The organism is Granulicella sp. L56 (assembly GCF_009765835.1).
Taxonomy (GTDB): domain Bacteria; phylum Acidobacteriota; class Terriglobia; order Terriglobales; family Acidobacteriaceae; genus Edaphobacter.
In genome coordinates this window covers 1,856,906-1,873,436 of record NZ_LMUS01000006.1, presented here as the reverse complement: position 1 = coordinate 1,873,436, position 16,531 = coordinate 1,856,906, and the positions used below count along the sequence as shown (strand labels likewise).

General features: G+C 58.7%; 14 protein-coding genes. 8 read left to right on the top strand and 6 right to left on the bottom strand.

Going from position 1 to position 16,531, the window contains the following annotated elements; translation table 11 throughout:
- Positions 1–8: 8 nt before the first annotated feature.
- Both GSQ81_RS15540 and GSQ81_RS15535 read left to right on the top strand, forming a co-directional pair.
- Positions 9–1,679, top strand: a complete 1,671-nt coding sequence (locus GSQ81_RS15540) for a M28 family peptidase (RefSeq protein WP_158911579.1) — start codon at positions 9–11, stop codon at positions 1,677–1,679.
- Positions 1,680–1,845: 166 nt separating this feature from the next.
- Complete coding sequence (locus GSQ81_RS15535; protein ID WP_158911578.1) at positions 1,846–2,976, top strand: acyltransferase; 1,131 nt, start codon at positions 1,846–1,848, stop codon at positions 2,974–2,976.
- Between the two features lie 130 nt (positions 2,977–3,106).
- Here the strand turns inward: GSQ81_RS15535 and GSQ81_RS19830 are convergent, their stop codons facing one another.
- On the bottom strand, positions 3,107–3,475 hold the full coding sequence (locus GSQ81_RS19830; RefSeq protein ID WP_216846447.1) for a hypothetical protein: 369 nt from the start codon (positions 3,473–3,475) through the stop codon (positions 3,107–3,109).
- A gap of 472 nt (positions 3,476–3,947) precedes the next feature.
- Between GSQ81_RS19830 and GSQ81_RS15525 the strand changes: the two genes are divergently transcribed.
- Complete coding sequence (locus GSQ81_RS15525) at positions 3,948–4,778, top strand: class I SAM-dependent methyltransferase (RefSeq protein ID WP_158911577.1); 831 nt, start codon at positions 3,948–3,950, stop codon at positions 4,776–4,778.
- Here GSQ81_RS15525 and GSQ81_RS15520 read toward each other — a convergent pair.
- Positions 4,775–5,740: a glycosyltransferase gene (locus GSQ81_RS15520; protein ID WP_158911576.1), complete on the bottom strand. Its 966-nt coding sequence runs from the start codon at positions 5,738–5,740 to the stop codon at positions 4,775–4,777. The two genes, GSQ81_RS15525 and GSQ81_RS15520, sit on opposite strands and share 4 nt — an antisense overlap.
- Before the next feature lie 128 nt (positions 5,741–5,868).
- Here GSQ81_RS15520 and dut point away from each other — a divergent pair, with 128 nt between their 5' ends.
- From dut to purF, 4 genes are all read left to right on the top strand, one after another.
- A complete protein-coding gene (gene dut / locus GSQ81_RS15515; RefSeq protein WP_254060232.1) occupies positions 5,869–6,309 on the top strand; it encodes a dUTP diphosphatase in 441 nt (146 codons plus the stop codon).
- A 54-nt stretch (positions 6,310–6,363) separates the two neighbouring features.
- Positions 6,364–7,266 carry a DUF5996 family protein gene (locus tag GSQ81_RS15510; RefSeq protein ID WP_158911574.1) on the top strand — a complete coding sequence of 301 codons (903 nt, stop codon included), beginning with the start codon at positions 6,364–6,366 and terminating at the stop codon, positions 7,264–7,266.
- Positions 7,267–7,332: 66 nt separating this feature from the next.
- Positions 7,333–9,669: a phosphoribosylformylglycinamidine synthase subunit PurL gene (purL, locus tag GSQ81_RS15505; protein WP_158911573.1), complete on the top strand. Its 2,337-nt coding sequence runs from the start codon at positions 7,333–7,335 to the stop codon at positions 9,667–9,669.
- A 41-nt stretch (positions 9,670–9,710) separates the two neighbouring features.
- Complete coding sequence (gene purF / locus GSQ81_RS15500; protein ID WP_254060308.1) at positions 9,711–11,156, top strand: amidophosphoribosyltransferase; 1,446 nt, start codon at positions 9,711–9,713, stop codon at positions 11,154–11,156.
- A gap of 321 nt (positions 11,157–11,477) precedes the next feature.
- On the opposite strand, the gene GSQ81_RS15495 is transcribed toward purF, so the two are convergent.
- The 4 genes from GSQ81_RS15495 to GSQ81_RS15480 form a co-directional block, all read right to left on the bottom strand.
- Positions 11,478–12,356, bottom strand: coding sequence for a VOC family protein (locus tag GSQ81_RS15495; protein ID WP_158911571.1), 879 nt, complete (start codon positions 12,354–12,356; stop codon positions 11,478–11,480).
- Between the two features lie 93 nt (positions 12,357–12,449).
- The gene (locus GSQ81_RS15490; protein ID WP_158911570.1) at positions 12,450–12,941 is read right to left on the bottom strand and encodes a DinB family protein; all 492 of its coding nucleotides are present in this window, start codon (positions 12,939–12,941) and stop codon (positions 12,450–12,452) included.
- Positions 12,942–12,947: 6 nt separating this feature from the next.
- Positions 12,948–14,225 carry a phosphoribosylamine--glycine ligase gene (gene purD / locus GSQ81_RS15485; RefSeq protein ID WP_158911569.1) on the bottom strand — a complete coding sequence of 426 codons (1,278 nt, stop codon included), beginning with the start codon at positions 14,223–14,225 and terminating at the stop codon, positions 12,948–12,950.
- Positions 14,226–14,312: 87 nt separating this feature from the next.
- A complete protein-coding gene (locus GSQ81_RS15480) occupies positions 14,313–15,008 on the bottom strand; it encodes a metal-dependent transcriptional regulator (RefSeq protein ID WP_158911568.1) in 696 nt (231 codons plus the stop codon).
- Positions 15,009–15,115: 107 nt separating this feature from the next.
- Here GSQ81_RS15480 and GSQ81_RS15475 point away from each other — a divergent pair, with 107 nt between their 5' ends.
- The gene (locus tag GSQ81_RS15475; RefSeq protein ID WP_158911567.1) at positions 15,116–16,504 is read left to right on the top strand and encodes an Nramp family divalent metal transporter; all 1,389 of its coding nucleotides are present in this window, start codon (positions 15,116–15,118) and stop codon (positions 16,502–16,504) included.
- The last annotated feature ends 27 nt before the right edge of the window (positions 16,505–16,531 follow it).

Below are 16,531 nucleotides of genomic sequence, written 5' to 3'. Positions count from 1 at the left end.
GGTCATCGATGAAGATTGGGAAGACTGGTGCAGGTCTGGCGGCTGGCATATTTTTGTTCTCGCTCTCGGCGGGAGCTTTCGCGCAGGTTGTTCCTCCAGCGGTGAAAAAGGCTGAGGCATCCATCGATGCGGAGAATATTCGCGCCCATGTACGGTTTTTGTCCGACGATCTGCTGGAAGGACGTTACCCCGGACTACGCGGCGGAGATCTTGCGGCAAAGTATATTGCGACACAATTTGCGCTGGACGGCTTGAAGCCGGCTGGCGATAACGGCACCTATCTACAGTGGATTAACTTCGTCGGCATGAAGGTGGTCCCGGAGCAGACGGCGTTTGCGCTCGTCCCCGAGAAGGGCAACGCGATCGATCTGAAGTTCGCGAATGATTACACCGTGCAGAATGAGAAGCTGACGCCGAGCGTGAATATCGACGCGCCGATTGTCTTTGTAGGCTATGGCGTTACTGCGCCGGAGTTCAACTGGAACGACTACGCGGGTGTCGATGTCAAAGGGAAGGTAATTCTTTGCATCGTGGGCGATCCACCGTCGAATGACCCGAAGTTTTTTGGCGGCAAGGCGTTGACTTACTACGGGCGCTGGACCTACAAGTTCGAGCAGGCGGCGCGGATGGGAGCGGTGGGAGCGCTGATTATTCATCGCACCGATCTTGCCAGCTATGGCTGGGATGTTGTGCGTAACTCGAACAGCAGCGAGAAGACGTACCTGCGCGATGACACGATGCCGCAACTTGAAGCAGCGAGCTGGATTCAGCTTGAGGTGGCACGAAGACTTTTCGCCGCCAGCGGCCTGAACATCGACACTGAGATGACGGCAGCCGGTAAGCCGGGCTTCAAGGCGGTAGAACTGCCGGTGCGACTGAAGGCGCATATCGAGAGCACGGTGCGACGCTTCCAGTCACCGAACGTAGTAGGCATCGTGCCGGGAACGAAGTCAGGCAAAGATCAGGCAGTGCTCTACACGGCACACTATGACCATCTCGGTTTCGTTCCTGGCATGAAGGGCGACAATATTTACAACGGTGCGGCAGACAATGGGACCGGCTCCGGCATTCTGCTGGAGATGGCGCGTGCGTGGGCAGCAATGCCGGTGCGCCCGCCGCACGACATCATCTTCGCGGCAGTGACGGCGGAAGAACAGGGTCTGCTCGGCAGCGAATATCTCGGGCAGCATCCACCGGTTCCCGCAGGCCAGATTGCGCTGGACGTGAACTACGACATGATTCTGCCGATTGGCATTCCGCGCGAGATCAATGTTAACGGCGCGCAGCGGACGAGCTTCTATCCTGTGGTGCAGGCGACGGCAAAGCGCTTCGATCTGACCATCGTTCCTGACCCGCGGCCCGAGGCAGGCGGCTACTACCGCTCCGACCACTTCAGCCTTTCGCGCGTGGGTATTCCGGCGTTTTCAGTGGATACAGGAAGCCTGTACGAAGGGCATGACCACGCATGGGGCGAGGCCGAGGAGAAGGACTACAACGAGAACCGCTATCACAACTTCAGCGACAACTACTCGCCGAGCATGGACTTTCGCGGCGATGCCAAACTCGCACGGTTCGGCATGGACCTTGGCTGGGAGGCCCTCTCTGCTCCTTCCACGATTCGCTGGAATGCAGGCGATGAGTTCGAGGCAGCACGAAAGGCCAGCCTGCAATCGAAGTAATTGAAGTGGAAGGCCCTGCGACACAGAGTTGATGACGATGAGCACGATAGAGGTTCAGCATTGCCGACACAGGCATGAATTGCCTGATATGGCCGTGATATCGTTTTTCTAGGCTCTGCTCACGGCCACGCTGAGTCATCATTTATTCATAAAGGCAGAGGGCACAATGAAACGCATCCCGGAGTTGGACGGCTTGCGTGGGACGGCGATCTGCATGGTGGTCGCCCATCACTACATCTTTTACAAGTATGCAAATATTCTTGGGCCACGCTGGGGATGGGCCGGAGTCGATCTGTTCTTTGTGCTGTCCGGATTCCTGATTACCGGGATTCTGCTTAAATCCGAAAAGAACGAAGAAGGGCTGGGGCACTTTTACATGCGGCGCGTGCTGCGCCTGTTCCCCATCTACTATCTTTGTCTTGCCATCTACTTCATTGGGAATGCGATGGCACACAGCCCTCTGCCCTGGCAGTATCTCGCGACTTACGGTCTATATTTACAAGCAATCTTTCCGCATTCGTGGATGGGCATCGACCACACCCAGGTGGTTTATTGGAGCAGCCCCGGCTTCTCTGTCATGTGGTCGCTTTCGATTGAAGAATTCTTTTACCTGGCCTGGGCTCCGCTGGTCTTTCTCGTCAAAGGCAAGGACCGCATCCTGTTTCCATTGCTCGGCGCCATTCTGCTGGTCGAGCCGGTCATCCGATTTTTTGCTTATTCCGATCATGCCTCGGAATTGCGCCAGATGTTTTTTGCGCGTGCCGATTCGCTTGCCGCCGGCGCATTGATCGCTGTCTGCATGAGGAGCTATGGCCCGCAGGTCTTCGCGTTCTGCAAGCGCAGCTACACAGCGATGTTGTCGTCTGCCTGCCTTCTGTTTTTGGCTGCGATTGGAGGAGACCTGCTCTATGGGAGTCTCCCTAATAACGTGTCAGGAGATCTCCACGAGCGTACTTACAGCGCTCTGATGTACACCGTGCTTTGGATTGCCTTTTCGCTCATCCTTCTTCTCGCCATCACGCATAGCGGTTCTTCGCGCTGGCTGCCGAAGATGCTTCGCAATCGCGGCCTGCGCTATATGGGAAAGATCAGCTATTGCCTTTACCTGATTCACTATCCGTTGCGGCAATTGATGATCGCCCACTTTGGTCGCGCCGCGGGAATACTCCTTGGCCTGATAGCTTCGCTTCTACTGGCTTCGCTCTCATGGAAATACTTTGAGGGGCCGATCGCACGCTGGAAGGAAAAGCGGTACGCCTACAAGAACGAAGAAGGCGCTCTTCTCGCATCGAAATAACATCCCTCGTCTCCTAAGGACGATTGCAGCAGGCAACCGGTGGCAGTAAAAGTAAAACGCTGTGCGCGTATATTCACGCGCACAGCGTCTTCTCCTTAACAACTTCGGCGGATTGAGCTACAGGCCTGCATTATTGCGGGGGGGCCGTTTGATCAGGCGTGGTCGGGCTGGGCTGAGTCGAGCCTTTGTGATGCTTGTGGGTCTTCTTTGGGGTTGTGGTGCTATCGCTTGGCGTTGTCGTTGCCGGATCTGCCGCTTTTGGCGTATCAGGAGAAGTTGCGGCTGGTGTCTCCGGTGCTGTTGCTGGTGGCGTCTCCGGGGGTGCTGGAGCTGTGGGCTCTGTTGGGGCTGTGGGAGCCGTTGGGGGTGCTGGAGCCGTAGGCGTTGCCGGTTCCTGCGTGGCGGGGGGAGCCGCTGCCGGTTCCTGAGCCAGAATGGCTCCCGGTGAAAGCATGGCGAGCAGCGCCAGTTGGGTTGCGAGTGCTTGTTTACGATTCATGGAGAGTTCTCCTTAAGAGCACGTACTGGCAGCGTAGGATGTGCAAACCTGATGCGGAGATATCCCACCTCCGAGCGGAAACACGAGAATCGTTAGCCACCGCAGCGCAATTCTGACGACTGCGTGCTTTAGCTGTATTTATTGGGTAAAAAATTCTTCAGACCAGGCTTTTTCTTCCCAATACTTCGGAGGGACTAGTAGAAGTCGGCGCAGCTTAGAAAGAAGCCGCAGGTCCGGCAGACGAGCTTACAGCGGCTGTCTTCGAGGCGCGAGCTGCAGTTGGGGCAGAACCGGCTATGATGCTCGCTTTCGAGCGGGCATACTTCGGAGATTTGCTCGGTCGCCGTCTGCAAAGAAGGGAGGGGTTGCATGAAGAGAGACTAGCGCAGATGTTGCCTGCTCACCACCATTGCCGGACAATGCGTACCCATCCCATACTGTCCGCGGCCAGTTCCACTTATAGTAAAAACTGATGCCCGAGCCGATTCCTTCACCCCAGCCGGTCTCCCGAACACCATGGTCGCGGAGATTGTTTCGACGAATCAAGAGCAGCGCCCTGCGACCCGAGCCGGTCTATCGGCTTTACCTCAAGCTGAAGTTTGGAACCGGACGTCCTGCGGCGGTACCGGAGTCGCCGCTGCCGAACGGCGTATTGAAGAGCCGCGCTGAGTGGCAACAGGCGTTTGATGCGGCGAAGGCGGCACGGCTTCCGCTGCATCGTGGCGAAGAGAAGAACTGGGACCATCTTGCCGCGGCATTTGCCATTCTTGGCTCTACGACAAGCTCAGCACGCGTGCTGGACGCTGGTGCGGAGTTTTACAGCAATGTGCTGCCAACGCTTTTTGCTTATGGGTATCGCAATCTTTATGGCATCAACCTCTCATTTACCGAGGAGGCTAGGAGAGGGCCTATCCGCTATCTGCCGGGTGATATTACCCGCACCATCTTTGCTGACGGCTACTTCGATGCCGTTGCCTGCATGAGCGTGATTGAGCATGGCGTTCCTCTCGACGGCTACTTCCGCGAGATGCACCGGGTATTGAAGCCGGGAGGATTGTTGATTACTTCAACCGACTACTACCCAACCGCCATCGACACCGAGGGTGGGATGGCACATGGTGCTGCAATCAAAGTCTTTACCAAGGCGGAGATTCAGGAGATTCTGCGGCTGGCAGAGCAGATTGGTTTTGAGAGTACGGGCGAGGTGGATCTGGAGTGCAGCGAGCGCCCGGTGCGGTGGGAGCAGTTCAATCTGGACTACAGCTTCTTGATCTTTACGCTGCGGAAGCCGACGGCTAGTTAGGCAATGTTCTGGCGGTTGGGCTGGTTGGCCTTAGTGATACTCCCTTTGATCTGGTTCCAGGCGACGACCCACGGAACGAGTATCGAAAAGGCGAGCCGCGCTGCCAAGGTGCGAAAGCTGGCTCTCTGCAGGCTGCGCCAGTCGAAGTGGAAGGCGAAGTAGTTTTCAAGCAGGAGGACAAGGAGCAGAGGGATAGGGCTCCAGCGCAGCGCAATCAGAACCAGCACCTCGATCACGCAGCGGCCCAGATTGCGCAAGAGCCGCGCAGGACGAATGCCAAGGGCGCCGTCGGCTGCGGCATAGCTGGCAAGCTGGCGGAGTGCCGACCGAAGCGCATGGCGAGGACGATAAAAAGCCTTGGCGCGCTCGGCGAAGTTGGGCGTGACGCGCTTGCGGACCTTGGCGTCGAAGAGCGTGTCTTCGCCCAGAAGGACGGTCTCGGGAAAGCCGCCGACACTCTGCCACAGCTCTTTGCGGAAGGCCATGGAACGGGCCGTGCAGGACTTCGTGAACTCGTTGGGATTGAGCTTGACGCCGAAGAAGGGAGCCGAAGCGATGTCCCATACGGTCGGTGAGGCGGGATCGATGCAGGAGCCGCCAAGAGCGTACTCGGCTGTACCGTCGACGATCGCCGCCGTGAGATTGGCGAGCCAGTCGGGGCGATAGGTGCATCCAGCATCGGCACAGGCGATGATGTCGGACGTAGCCGCCACAATGGCGACGTTGCGTCCGCGAGCGATAGGACCGGGAGACTGCTTGAGGTTGCAGCTCTCGTCGCGGATGGCAACGAGGGCGGGATATTGCGATCTGGCGTTGAGCAGCCACTCCCAGGTACCGTCGGTGGAGCCTCCATCGACGATGACAATCTCGGCAGCGATGAGCGTCTGGTCGGTGAGGCTGGCAACGAGGCCAGAGATGTCGTCCACTTCGTTGAGGACGGTTGCGATGACGCTGACTGCCATATTTCACTATTAACGCACACGGACGCGGCTATGCGTGAAAATGGAGAGGCGTACAACATTTTCGTTCTGAGAGGGCATTACTGATGGGTTCTGTTGCGACGGTTGAGGTTGAGGGTTTGCAGTGTAGTGTGAGCGAATCTCCGAAGATTAAGGTTTTGAAGCTGCATCCGGCGGCGCAGCTACCGAAGTATGCGCATACTGGAGCCTATGGCGATCTGGCTGCCGACGTTTACGCGGTAGAAGGCGTGGCGATTGCCGCTGGAGCTACCGTTCCTGTGCCAACTGGAATTGCGATGGAGTTTCCTTCAACGCACGGCGCGCTGGTGGAGGACCGGTCGGGGCTGGCCGTGCGCGGAGTGACCACGCTGGCTGGTGTGATCGATCCGGGCTATCGCGGGGAGTTGAAGATCGTGGTGACGAATTTGAGCGCTGCGACGGTAGAGGTGAAGGCCGGAGAGAGGATCGCGCAGCTCAGAATCGTGCAGCGGATCGAGGCTCAGTTTGAAGAGGTGGCAGAACTGGCCGAGGCGGCGCGCGGGGCTGGCGGGTTTGGGAGTACGGGAGCTTAGCGTTGCTGTCGTTTTGGCGGAGTATGCTTTTCCTCACTGTTGAAGGAGGATGCTATGGCGGAGAGAGTGAAGACTGCGTGGCCATCGCTGGTGTGGGATGAGTGGGCGGCGACGGCGGACACGCTGCATATGTGGACGCAGATCGTAGGCAAGACGCGGCTGGCGTTGACTCCCTTGCAGAACCATTGGTGGAACGTGCCGTTGTATGTGACGGCACGGGGGCTGGGTACTTCGGCTATGCCCTATGGCAACGACGTGCTCGATATCGAATTCGATTTTGTCGCACATGAACTCCACCTTCGGCTTGGCTCAGGGCAAACACTTGCAATGAAGCTGCGGGCGCAGACGGTGGCGGACTTTTATAAGGAGTATCTCGGCTGTCTGGCTTCGCTTGGCGTCAAGGTGAAGATCGACCCGATACCGTGCGAGCAGCCCCATCCGATCCGGTTTGATCTGGACACGGAGCACAAGTCCTATGACAAGGAGTATGTGCAACGGTTCTGGCAGGTGCTGGTGGAGGCAGAGAAAGTATTCCGCCTGTTTGGGACAAAGTTTCTCGGCAAAGTCAGCCCGATTCATTTCTTCTGGGGCAGCTTTGATCTTGCCGTGACGCGATTTTCAGGGCGACTGGCGCCTCCGCGCTCGGGGGCAGACGCGATTCAGCGGGAGGCCTACTCGCACGAGGTGATCAGCGCCGGATTCTGGCCCGGAAATGGAGGCTATGGAGCGGCAGCCTTCTATTGCTACGCAGCCCCGGTGCCGGAGAAATTAGCCGAGGCAAAGATTCGCCCGGAGGCGGCAGGATGGGATAAGACGTTGGGGGAGTTCATCTTCCGCTATGAAGACTTGCGGGCAGAAGCTTTGCCGGATGCGTCGCTGCTGGAGTTTTTAGAAAGCAGCTATACGGCGGGGGCCGATGCTGCGAAGTGGGACCGGGAGGCGCTGGAACGGCAGTAACGACGGGGCCTGGCGCAGGGAGGCAGCAGGGGGTTGCCGCACGTGCGACAATCTTAACAGCGAGCCATGCCCAATACGCAAGTTCAGCACCCAGTTCAGACCCCCTCCCCCGCCACCATTACACCGGCGCTGCTTAAGCAGCACAGCATCACGCCGGACGAGTACACGCGCATCGAAGCCGCGCTTGGACGTACGCCCAGCCTGACCGAGCTGGGAATCTTTTCCGTGATGTGGTCGGAGCATTGCTCCTACAAGTCGTCGCGGGTACACCTGAAGCGGCTGCCGACCGAGAGCAAGCTGGTCGTGCAAGGGCCGGGAGAGAACGCCGGCATCATCGACGTGGGCGACGGCTGGGCCTGCGCTTTTAAGATCGAGTCGCACAATCACCCCAGCTATATCGAGCCTTATCAGGGCGCGGCAACCGGCGTTGGCGGCATTTTGCGCGACATCTTTACGATGAACGCAAGACCGCTGGCGGTGATGGATTCGCTGCGATTTGGGCCACTGGATGAGGCCGAGCCGGATGAGGCGCTACGGCGGAAGAACCATCAGGTTGCGACCGGCATCGTGCACGGCGTGGCCGGATATGGGAACTGTTTTGGCGTTCCGAACCTTGGCGGCGAGACAAGATTTGAGACCTGCTACTCGGGCAATCCGCTGCTGAACGCCTTTGCGCTGGGGCTGGTGAAGCGCGACGAGATCTTCTACGCCAAGGCGACCGGCGTGGGCAATCCGGTGATTTACGTGGGCGCGAAGACTGGGCGCGACGGAATTCATGGCGCGACGATGGCCAGCGAAGAGTTCACCGAAGGCAGCGAGCAGAAGCGCCCCAACGTGCAGATGGGCGATCCGTTTATGGAGAAGCTGCTGCTGGAGGCCTGCCTCGAAGCGATGGCGACCGGCGCGGTGCTGGGCATTCAGGACATGGGCGCGGCGGGCTTGACCTGCTCTACCTGCGAGATGGGCGGCCGCGGCGAACTGGGATTGACGGTTGAGCTGGATCTGGTGCCGCAGCGCGAGACGGGGATGACCAGCTACGAGATTATGCTGTCGGAGTCGCAGGAGCGGATGCTGCTGGTGGCCGACAAGCCGCGCGCGCAAGAGGTCCTCGACGTCTTCAAGAAGTGGGGTCTGGATGCTTCGATCGTCGGCACCGTTACGGCAAAGCCGAATATGGTCATCACGCAGCATGGTGAACTGATGGCCGATATTCCCAATAAGAGCCTCACCGACGACGCTCCGCTGTACCACCGTCCGGTAGGCACGTGGAAGGCTCCGGTACCAGTCGATCCTCCGGCTGCGGCGCTGGAAGAGCTGAAGAAGCCTCGTGACTATACCGCCGACCTGAAGAAGCTGCTGGCGAGCGCGAATATCTGCGACAAGCGCTGGGTGTATGAACAGTACGACTCGATGGTGCAGACCAACACCGTGCAGGGACCGGGCAGCGAAGCTGGCGTGATGCGCATCAAGGATTCAGGCTCTGCCGGGCACGAGCGCGGGCTGGCCATGGCGCTGGCGGGCAACGGGCGATGGACGTATCTCGATCCGAAGCTGGGTGCGATGCATGCTGTGGCTGAGGCGGCTCGAAAGGTGGCTTGTACCGGGGCAACTCCGGTAGCGGCCACGAACTGCCTGAACTTTGGCAATCCGGAGAAGCCTGAGATTATGGCGCAGCTTTCCAACGCGATTGATGGCATCGCCGAGGCCTGTATCGCGCTGGGTACGCCGATTACGGGCGGCAATGTTTCGCTCTACAACGAGACCAAGGGCGAGGGCATCTATCCGACGCCGGTACTTGGGATCGTCGGAATTATTGAAGATGTAACGAAGTCTGTCCCGAGCGGATTCCGCAAGGGTGGCGAGCGGATAATTCTGCTTTCTGCCAATGGATCGCAGGACGGTCTTCAGTCCTTTGGATCATCGGATTATGCGAAGACGGTTCTAAACTCTTTCTGGGGCACGCCGCCTCAACTTGAGATCGCGAAGGAAGCAGAGCTTCACAAGTGCCTCGCCGCGCTGGCGGATGAACGCCTGATTACATCGGCGAGCGATATCTCTGACGGCGGCATTGCGATTGCTCTGGCCAAAGCCAGTTTTGCCAAAGGGGTTGGAGCAGCAGTCAGCCTCGATCATTTCAATGGAGACGTTATCGCGGCGGAACTCTTCAACGAAGAGGCCAGCGCGGTTGTGGTGACCTGTACCGATGCCGCTTTTGCGCGGTTGACGGAGGTCTGCGGACAGTTCGGATCGATCACTGTCCGCGACATCGGTACCACGGGCGGTCCCGTACTGGACATCTTTACCCCTAAGGGCTCTGCAATCTCAGACTCGGTCTCTGCATTGAAATCTGTTTGGGCTGGTGCGCTGGACGCGCAGCTTGCGGATGAGGTGGTGACGGCATAATGGATAACTTGCTTGCACTCCAGAACAATCCAATAGAAGAGATGGACGAAGAGGACGGTACCCCGTTCGATAAGCTGCGCGAAGAGTGCGGCGTGATGGCGATCTATAACCATCCCGATGCGGCGCGGATGACCTACTGGGGCCTGTATTCGTTGCAGCATCGCGGGCAGGAGTCCGGCGGCATCGCCTCAGCCGATGGGCAGAATGTGAACGACATCAAGGGCATGGGCCTGGTGTCGGAGATCTTTACCGACGATGTGCTCGCGAAGCTGCCTGGGCATATTGCGATTGGGCATACGCGCTACTCGACGACAGGTGATTCGGCTCTGCTGAACGCGCAGCCGATCTCGGTCGAAAGCACCAAGGGTTTGATCGCCATTGCGCATAACGGCAACCTGGTGAACCTGGGTACGGCGCGGGAGCGGCTGGAGCGCGATGGCGCGCTCTTCCAGACGACATCGGACTCGGAGATCATCATCCAGTTGATCGCGCACTCCAAAGAAAACACCTTGGTGGACTGCATCGCCGATTCGCTATCGCAGGTCGAGGGCGCGTTTTCGATTGTGATGATGACGCGCAACCGCATCTTTGCGGCGCGCGATCCCCATGGATTCAGACCGCTGGCGATGGGAAGGATTGCAGGCGAGAACGGCGCTCCGGATACGTTTGTATTTGCCTCGGAGACCTGTGCCTTCGATCTGCTGCACGCCAAGTACGAGCGCGAGGTAAAGCCGGGCGAATTGATTATGGTGTCGGAGGATGGCGTGACCAGCCGCTACTTCGACACGACGACGAAACAGGCGAGCTGCATCTTCGAGCATGTTTATTTTGCGCGGCCTGACTCGAAGATCTTTGGACGCTGGGTACAGCAGTCGCGGGCGGAGATGGGCCGGCAGTTGGCGCGCGATTCGGGTGTTCCTGCTGACCTGATCGTTCCGGTACCGGACTCCGGCGTGACCGCGGCGATTGGCTATGCGGAGGAGTCAGGAATTCCTTTCAATCTTGGCCTGATCCGCAACCATTATGTTGGGCGCACCTTCATTCAGCCCGAGCAGCGGGTGCGAGACTTTGGCGTAAGGATGAAGCTGAACCCGGTGCGGTCGCTGCTCGAAGGCAAACGAGTCGTGTTGATCGACGACTCGATCATCCGGGGAACAACTTCGCGGAAGATTGTGCGCATGGTTCGCGCTGCGGGAGCGAAGGAAGTGCATCTGCGCATCTCGTGTCCGCCTACGATTTCTCCTTGTTTTTATGGAGTGGATACTCCAAGCAAAAAGGACCTGATCGCTGCGAATAACTCCGTAGAAGAGATTCGCAAGTTTATCGAGGCAGACTCGCTGGCTTATCTCTCGCTGGATGGGTTGGTTCATTGCTGCACCGAGGGCGATGCCGAGCCGAACACGTATTGCACGGCTTGCTACACCGGAAACTATCCCACGCAGTGGGTGGATGTTTCGGAGATTTTGCCAGCTACGGTGAGTGTTTAATGCGTGATTGCACAGAGGCTTAACACCGATCTGCACCGATGACACCGATCAAGAACCAAGCAAAACCGCTCTCGTATGGAAGTCTCACTGGCAAGGTCCTAAGGCCCGCGCTATACCAGCCCATGGCAACGCCCTGGGTCATGTTCCGGCAGAATAGCTAAGGCTGAAGGCCCGTCCTATACTTCTTCAGACTCATCGCTCCAGGGAAAACCTGATTAAATTTCCAAGGATTCCCTCAGAGGCTAAAGCCTCTTTCCATAAGAATGATTTACGACGCGGCTGAAGCCGCGTCCCTTCAAAACCAGGACTTATAAAAGGTCCCTAACGGTTCTCTGTCTCGGTAGGCGGAGGGCCGGTGAAGGGTGAGCAGCAGATGGGGCCGGAGGGCTTGAACTCCATGTACTCCACCCGGGTAAGATCTGGATCGAAGAGGTTGAGCTGAATCTTGCCGTCGCGTCCCATCTGGGTTTTGCGGCACTCGGGGCCAGAGCAGCCGTTGCGGGCGAGCGCCTGCACGGCGTCGCTCATGTGGGCTACGCCGAGCGAGAAGTGGTTCATACTGCCGAGCGAATGCGGGTTGGGGTTGGCCTCGCGGTTGAGCATGTACTCAATCCAGTCGGTGCCATCAGGGACCTGGCTGCTGACGTAGTCGGTCTCGCCATCGTGCTGGCCGCCGAACCAAAGCGGACGGAAGCCGAGGATGTCGCGCCAGAAGTGGTCCTCTTTGGCGCGGTCGTGGACCCAGAAGCCAGTGTGGATTACACGGCGAGCCGTGGCCTGGGGCGACACCGCCTTCGATGAGGTCGGGCGCTGCTGGACGAAGATGACCAATTGGCCTTCAGGGTCGTGGACCGCGAAACTGCCGTGGCGCAGAGGCTGGTCGATGGCGACTGCGTGGGCCTTGAGATATTGCTCAAGCGCGGCGGCATTACGAGTAGTGAAGGCGATGGCAGCAATTCGGGACTGCGGTGCGGGCGTGGGCAGAGGAACGACCTCAAGCCATTGCGAGTCATTGACGGCATAGTGGACGATGCCGTTTTTTTCGCTTCGGTCGAAGCCCAGTTTGTCCTTGTAAAAGGCAGTGGAGGCCGTTGGATCTGCCGTATACATGCGGACGAACGCGATGCCGGTGATGGCGGGACGCTTCTGCGCGTAGGCGAAGGACGCGAGAAAGAAAAGCAGAGCGGCGGCTTTTTTCATGTCAGCGCCACTTTATTGTGGTGCCGAAGGAATGTCAATGAAAGGTTGTACCTTTTACTGTGGACGTGGATCCTCGCGGAATGGGGCGGGAACTCAAGCCCACCGCGCCCCCATAAACAGATAGTCCATGGACCAGTCCGGCGCGACGCCGTGTTGCCGCACCAGCGTGGCCAACTGCGCATAGTGGCGGATGCCGTGGGTCATGGCGTGGATGAAGAAGGTCTTGCGCGTGGCCACGAGAGTGCCTGCACGCCGCGTGACGAACTCTACCTCTTCATTCCAGTCATAGGCCGGATCGGCGAGAAGCCTGCGGTACAGATCCATTGCTTGTACGTGGGTCGCAAACAGCTCGGCCGCGGTGCCGTATCTAATCTCGTCGTACGCCGTTGCGGGCGATCCGGTGAGCCGTTCCGCGTAGCGCAGTTGCGCCGCAACAATATGCTGCATCAACTCGCCAACAGTCTTGACCCCGGCCACGTCACAGGGCACGGCCAGCAGGTGTGGATGAGCTTCCAACAGCTTTCGCCATTGCTCGGCGGTCTTGTCGTTCCATGCCAGCAACTCTTCGCCTGTCAGCGCGACCATTTTTCTTTACCTCTGTTCCAATGCCAATGCGCGGTGGCCAATGTCGCGGCGGAATTGCATCCCCTCGAACGATATCTTCGCTAGTTCGGCGTAGGCAAGATCAAGTGCAGTGCGCAGGTCAGGCGCCATCGCCGTGATAGCCAGCACGCGGCCTCCTGCGGTGACGAGCTGGCCGTCCTTGATCGCGGTGCCGGAGTGAAAGATCACTACATCTTTGCCCGACTGATCGGGAATGCCGTGGATGGGCTTACCCGAGGCATACTTGCCGGGATAGCCTCCGCTGGCTGCGATGACGCAGACGCTGGCACCGGGATGCATCCTGATGTCGAGCGCGTTAGCTGTGCCATCGATCGAGGCGTTAAAGAGGTCGACGATATTGGACTGCATACGGAGAAGGATGGCCTGGGTCTCGGGATCGCCGAAGCGGGTGTTGAATTCGAGCACCATCGGGCCGCGAGGAGTCATCATGATGCCGCAGAAGAGAATGCCTTTGAAGGGCTGCCCCTCGGACGCCATGCCGTCGACGACCTTTTGCGCAACGTTTTTGGTGAGCCACTCGCGCATCGCCGTCGTGGTAAGACCATCGGTCGAATAGGCTCCCATACCGCCGGTGTTGGGGCCGGTGTCGCCCTCGCCGACGCGCTTGTGGTCCTGAGCGGAGGCAATCGGTGCAGCGTGTTTGCCGTCGCAGAGTGCAAAGAACGACAGCTCTTCGCCGGTAAGGAACTCTTCGAGCACGATCTCGGTCTCGTGAGTGCCGAGCAGCACGCCGCTGAACATCTCGGCGGCGGCGGATTCAGCCTGCAAGCGGGTCTCGCAGATGACCACGCCTTTGCCTGCGGCCAGACCGTCGGCCTTGACCACAACCGGCAGCGTGAAATGATTGAGCTGCTCGCGCACCTCATCTAGGGTGGTGCAGACGGCGTAGGCAGCAGTAGGAATGCCATGGCGCTGCATAAATTCCTTAGCGAAGGCCTTGCTCGATTCGAGCTTGGCGGCAGCCTGCGTCGGGCCAAAGACACGGAGATTGCGGCGAGTCAGCTCGTCGACGATGCCGAGGGAGAGGGGAACCTCCGGGCCGATGACGGTAAGGTCAGGGCGTTCGGCTTCGACTGCCTCCACCATGGAGGCAAGGCTATTGACGTCGACAGGGAGACAGCGGGCGATCTGCGTGATGCCGCCATTGCCGGGAGCGCAAACGACCTCGTTGACCTGCAGCGATTTGAGGAGCGACCAGACAAGGGCGTGCTCGCGGCCACCGCCGCCGATTACCAGAACTTTCATTTGCAGATGTATCTCCGTTCTCTAACTTTGAGCGTAGGCAACACGGTTCCCGGAGTCAAACCAGCGATCAAACCGTGTGGTTTTGGATTATTTCGCGCAAGGGAGGAGCCGGATGTCGGCGGCAGCCTCGCGTGAAAGGTCGAAGGCCGTAGAGGATCGGCCAACACTTACAGAATAGCCCTCAATCGCGGTTTTTTTTCTGACGCGAAGCCTAGCTCCGGGCTTGATGCCGCTGGTTTTGAACTGCCGCAGAGTATGGGCGTCTCGGTCGGAGATGCTGTCGATGACGAAGATCCCTTCCTGCTGAACGTCGGTGAGCAAAATGGAATTCTGTTCGGTCATCTCGCCTTCCATGGTGGGGATGGAGTGACCGTGCGGATCAATGCGAGGATGCCCCAGCTTGGCGGCGATCCGCTCTTCAAAGCGCTCAGAGATGAAGTGCTCCAGTCGCTCGGCCTCTTCGTGGATCTCTTCGATGGGGTAGTCAAGGACTTCGTAGAGAAAGGTCTCGATGAGGCGATGGTGGCGCAGCACTTCGAGCGCTCGGCGCTTCCCCGCCGCGGATAGCTGCACCCCGCGATGGCGTTCGTATTCGACCAGCGGCGTGGGGGCGGCGGCCAGTTTTTGCAGCATGTTGGTGATCGAGGCTGGAGCTACACCAAGATGATCGGCAAGGGCGGTGCTGGTGACGCGGCGCTGCTCCCCGCCGCCCAGCGACAGAATGGCCTTGAGGTAGTTATCGACAGATTCGCTGTTGCGGTTTGCCTGTTGGCGGGGTGACATTCATTGACTCCAGAATTAGTTTGACGCATTTCGATGATTTAGGTATACCTAATTATTAGGGAAGCCTAAATTGGTGGCGCTTCCCTGACATCTCTTTTTGGAGTGACATGGCAGACCTTCGATCATCGCCGTCTGCCGGTACGGAGACGGAACCGGTTGCTGACTCGGCGGTTGCGCTGACGGCGGCGAGTGGATCGGTGGCGGCTCCACGCGGCTTCAAGTTCCGGCGGAACGAGCTTTGGACGTACTTCGGGCCGGCGTTTGTGGCTTCGGTAGCGTATATCGATCCGGGAAACTTCGCGACCAACATCGAAGGCGGCAGCCGGTTTGGGTATCGGCTGCTATGGGTGCTGTTGTGGTCGAATGCGATGGCCATTCTCATCCAGTATCTTTCGGCCAAGTTGGGGATTGTGACCGGGCTGACGCTGCCGCAAAACTGCCGCAAGCATTTTTCGCGGCCCATGACGATCTTTCTCTGGGCGGCAGCAGAGGTCTCGGCCATTGCGACCGATCTCGCAGAGTTCCTGGGAGCGGCTCTGGGGCTTTACCTTCTGGTCGGCCCGGCGATGCTGGCACATGGATGGACGCGCACGGAGACGATGTTTGCAGCGGCGTTGATCTCTGCGGTGGCGGTGTTTTTGATTCTGGCGCTGGATCTCGCGGGCTACCAGTGGCTGGAGTGGGGCATCATGGCCTTCGTCGGTGTGATTGGGCTGTGCTACGGCTTCGAGGTCTTCCTGGTGCATCCGGACTGGAAGCTGGCGGCGTACCGGACGCTGTTGCCGACGCTCGATCCGAAACAGCTTCACACCAGTCTGTACGTGGCTGTGGGAATGCTCGGCGCGACGGTGATGCCGCATGTGATCTATCTGCACTCGGCGCTGGTACAGCCGCGTGTGGCGGAGTTGAAGAAGAAGCCGATGCTGCCGGGGTCTTCGCGCCGACGCAAGTATCTGCGCTTCGAGTTGATTGATGTGCTTGTGGCGATGAACGGAGCATGGCTCATTAATTCAGCGATGATCCTGATGGCGGCCGTTGCGTTTTCGCACTTGGCTAATCCTGTCACGACCATCGAGCAGGCGCACGAGACGCTGGGTCCACTGCTGGGGCCGGTCTCGGCTACAGTGTTCGCCGTGGCCTTGCTGTGCTCCGGACTTTCCTCTTCGACCGTGGGTGTGATGGCTGGACAGGTGATTATCGAAGGGTTTCTCGATATCAAGTTCTCTATCTTTCTGCGGCGGCTGATTACGATCATTCCAGCGTTGCTGGTGATCGGGGTAGGGCTCGATCCGTTGAAGATTCTGATCCTTTCGCAGGTGGTATTGAGCTTCACGCTGCCGTTTGCACTGATTCCGCTGCTGATCCTGACCAACCGGCAGACGGTGATGAAGACGTTTGTCAGCGCAAGGCGAACGAAGATCGCAGGATGGGTGGCAGTTGGCATCATCCTTACGCTGAATGTCGTGCTGCTGGAGCAGATCGCCTTCGGCGGCTAGGCAGCGGGTTGACGATATACTGAGGAG

Coding starts and splice junctions, on each gene's coding strand:
- GSQ81_RS15540 (WP_158911579.1), top strand. CDS start 9: ATGAAGATTGGGAAGACTGGTGCAGGTCTGGCGGCTGGCATATTTTTG.
- GSQ81_RS15535 (WP_158911578.1), top strand. CDS start 1,846: ATGAAACGCATCCCGGAGTTGGACGGCTTGCGTGGGACGGCGATCTGC.
- GSQ81_RS19830 (WP_216846447.1), bottom strand. CDS start 3,475: ATGAATCGTAAACAAGCACTCGCAACCCAACTGGCGCTGCTCGCCATG.
- GSQ81_RS15525 (WP_158911577.1), top strand. CDS start 3,948: ATGCCCGAGCCGATTCCTTCACCCCAGCCGGTCTCCCGAACACCATGG.
- GSQ81_RS15520 (WP_158911576.1), bottom strand. CDS start 5,740: ATGGCAGTCAGCGTCATCGCAACCGTCCTCAACGAAGTGGACGACATC.
- GSQ81_RS15510 (WP_158911574.1), top strand. CDS start 6,364: ATGGCGGAGAGAGTGAAGACTGCGTGGCCATCGCTGGTGTGGGATGAG.
- purL (WP_158911573.1), top strand. CDS start 7,333: ATGCCCAATACGCAAGTTCAGCACCCAGTTCAGACCCCCTCCCCCGCC.
- purF (WP_254060308.1), top strand. CDS start 9,711: ATGGACGAAGAGGACGGTACCCCGTTCGATAAGCTGCGCGAAGAGTGC.
- GSQ81_RS15495 (WP_158911571.1), bottom strand. CDS start 12,356: ATGAAAAAAGCCGCCGCTCTGCTTTTCTTTCTCGCGTCCTTCGCCTAC.
- GSQ81_RS15490 (WP_158911570.1), bottom strand. CDS start 12,941: ATGGTCGCGCTGACAGGCGAAGAGTTGCTGGCATGGAACGACAAGACC.
- purD (WP_158911569.1), bottom strand. CDS start 14,225: ATGAAAGTTCTGGTAATCGGCGGCGGTGGCCGCGAGCACGCCCTTGTC.
- GSQ81_RS15480 (WP_158911568.1), bottom strand. CDS start 15,008: ATGTCACCCCGCCAACAGGCAAACCGCAACAGCGAATCTGTCGATAAC.
- GSQ81_RS15475 (WP_158911567.1), top strand. CDS start 15,116: ATGGCAGACCTTCGATCATCGCCGTCTGCCGGTACGGAGACGGAACCG.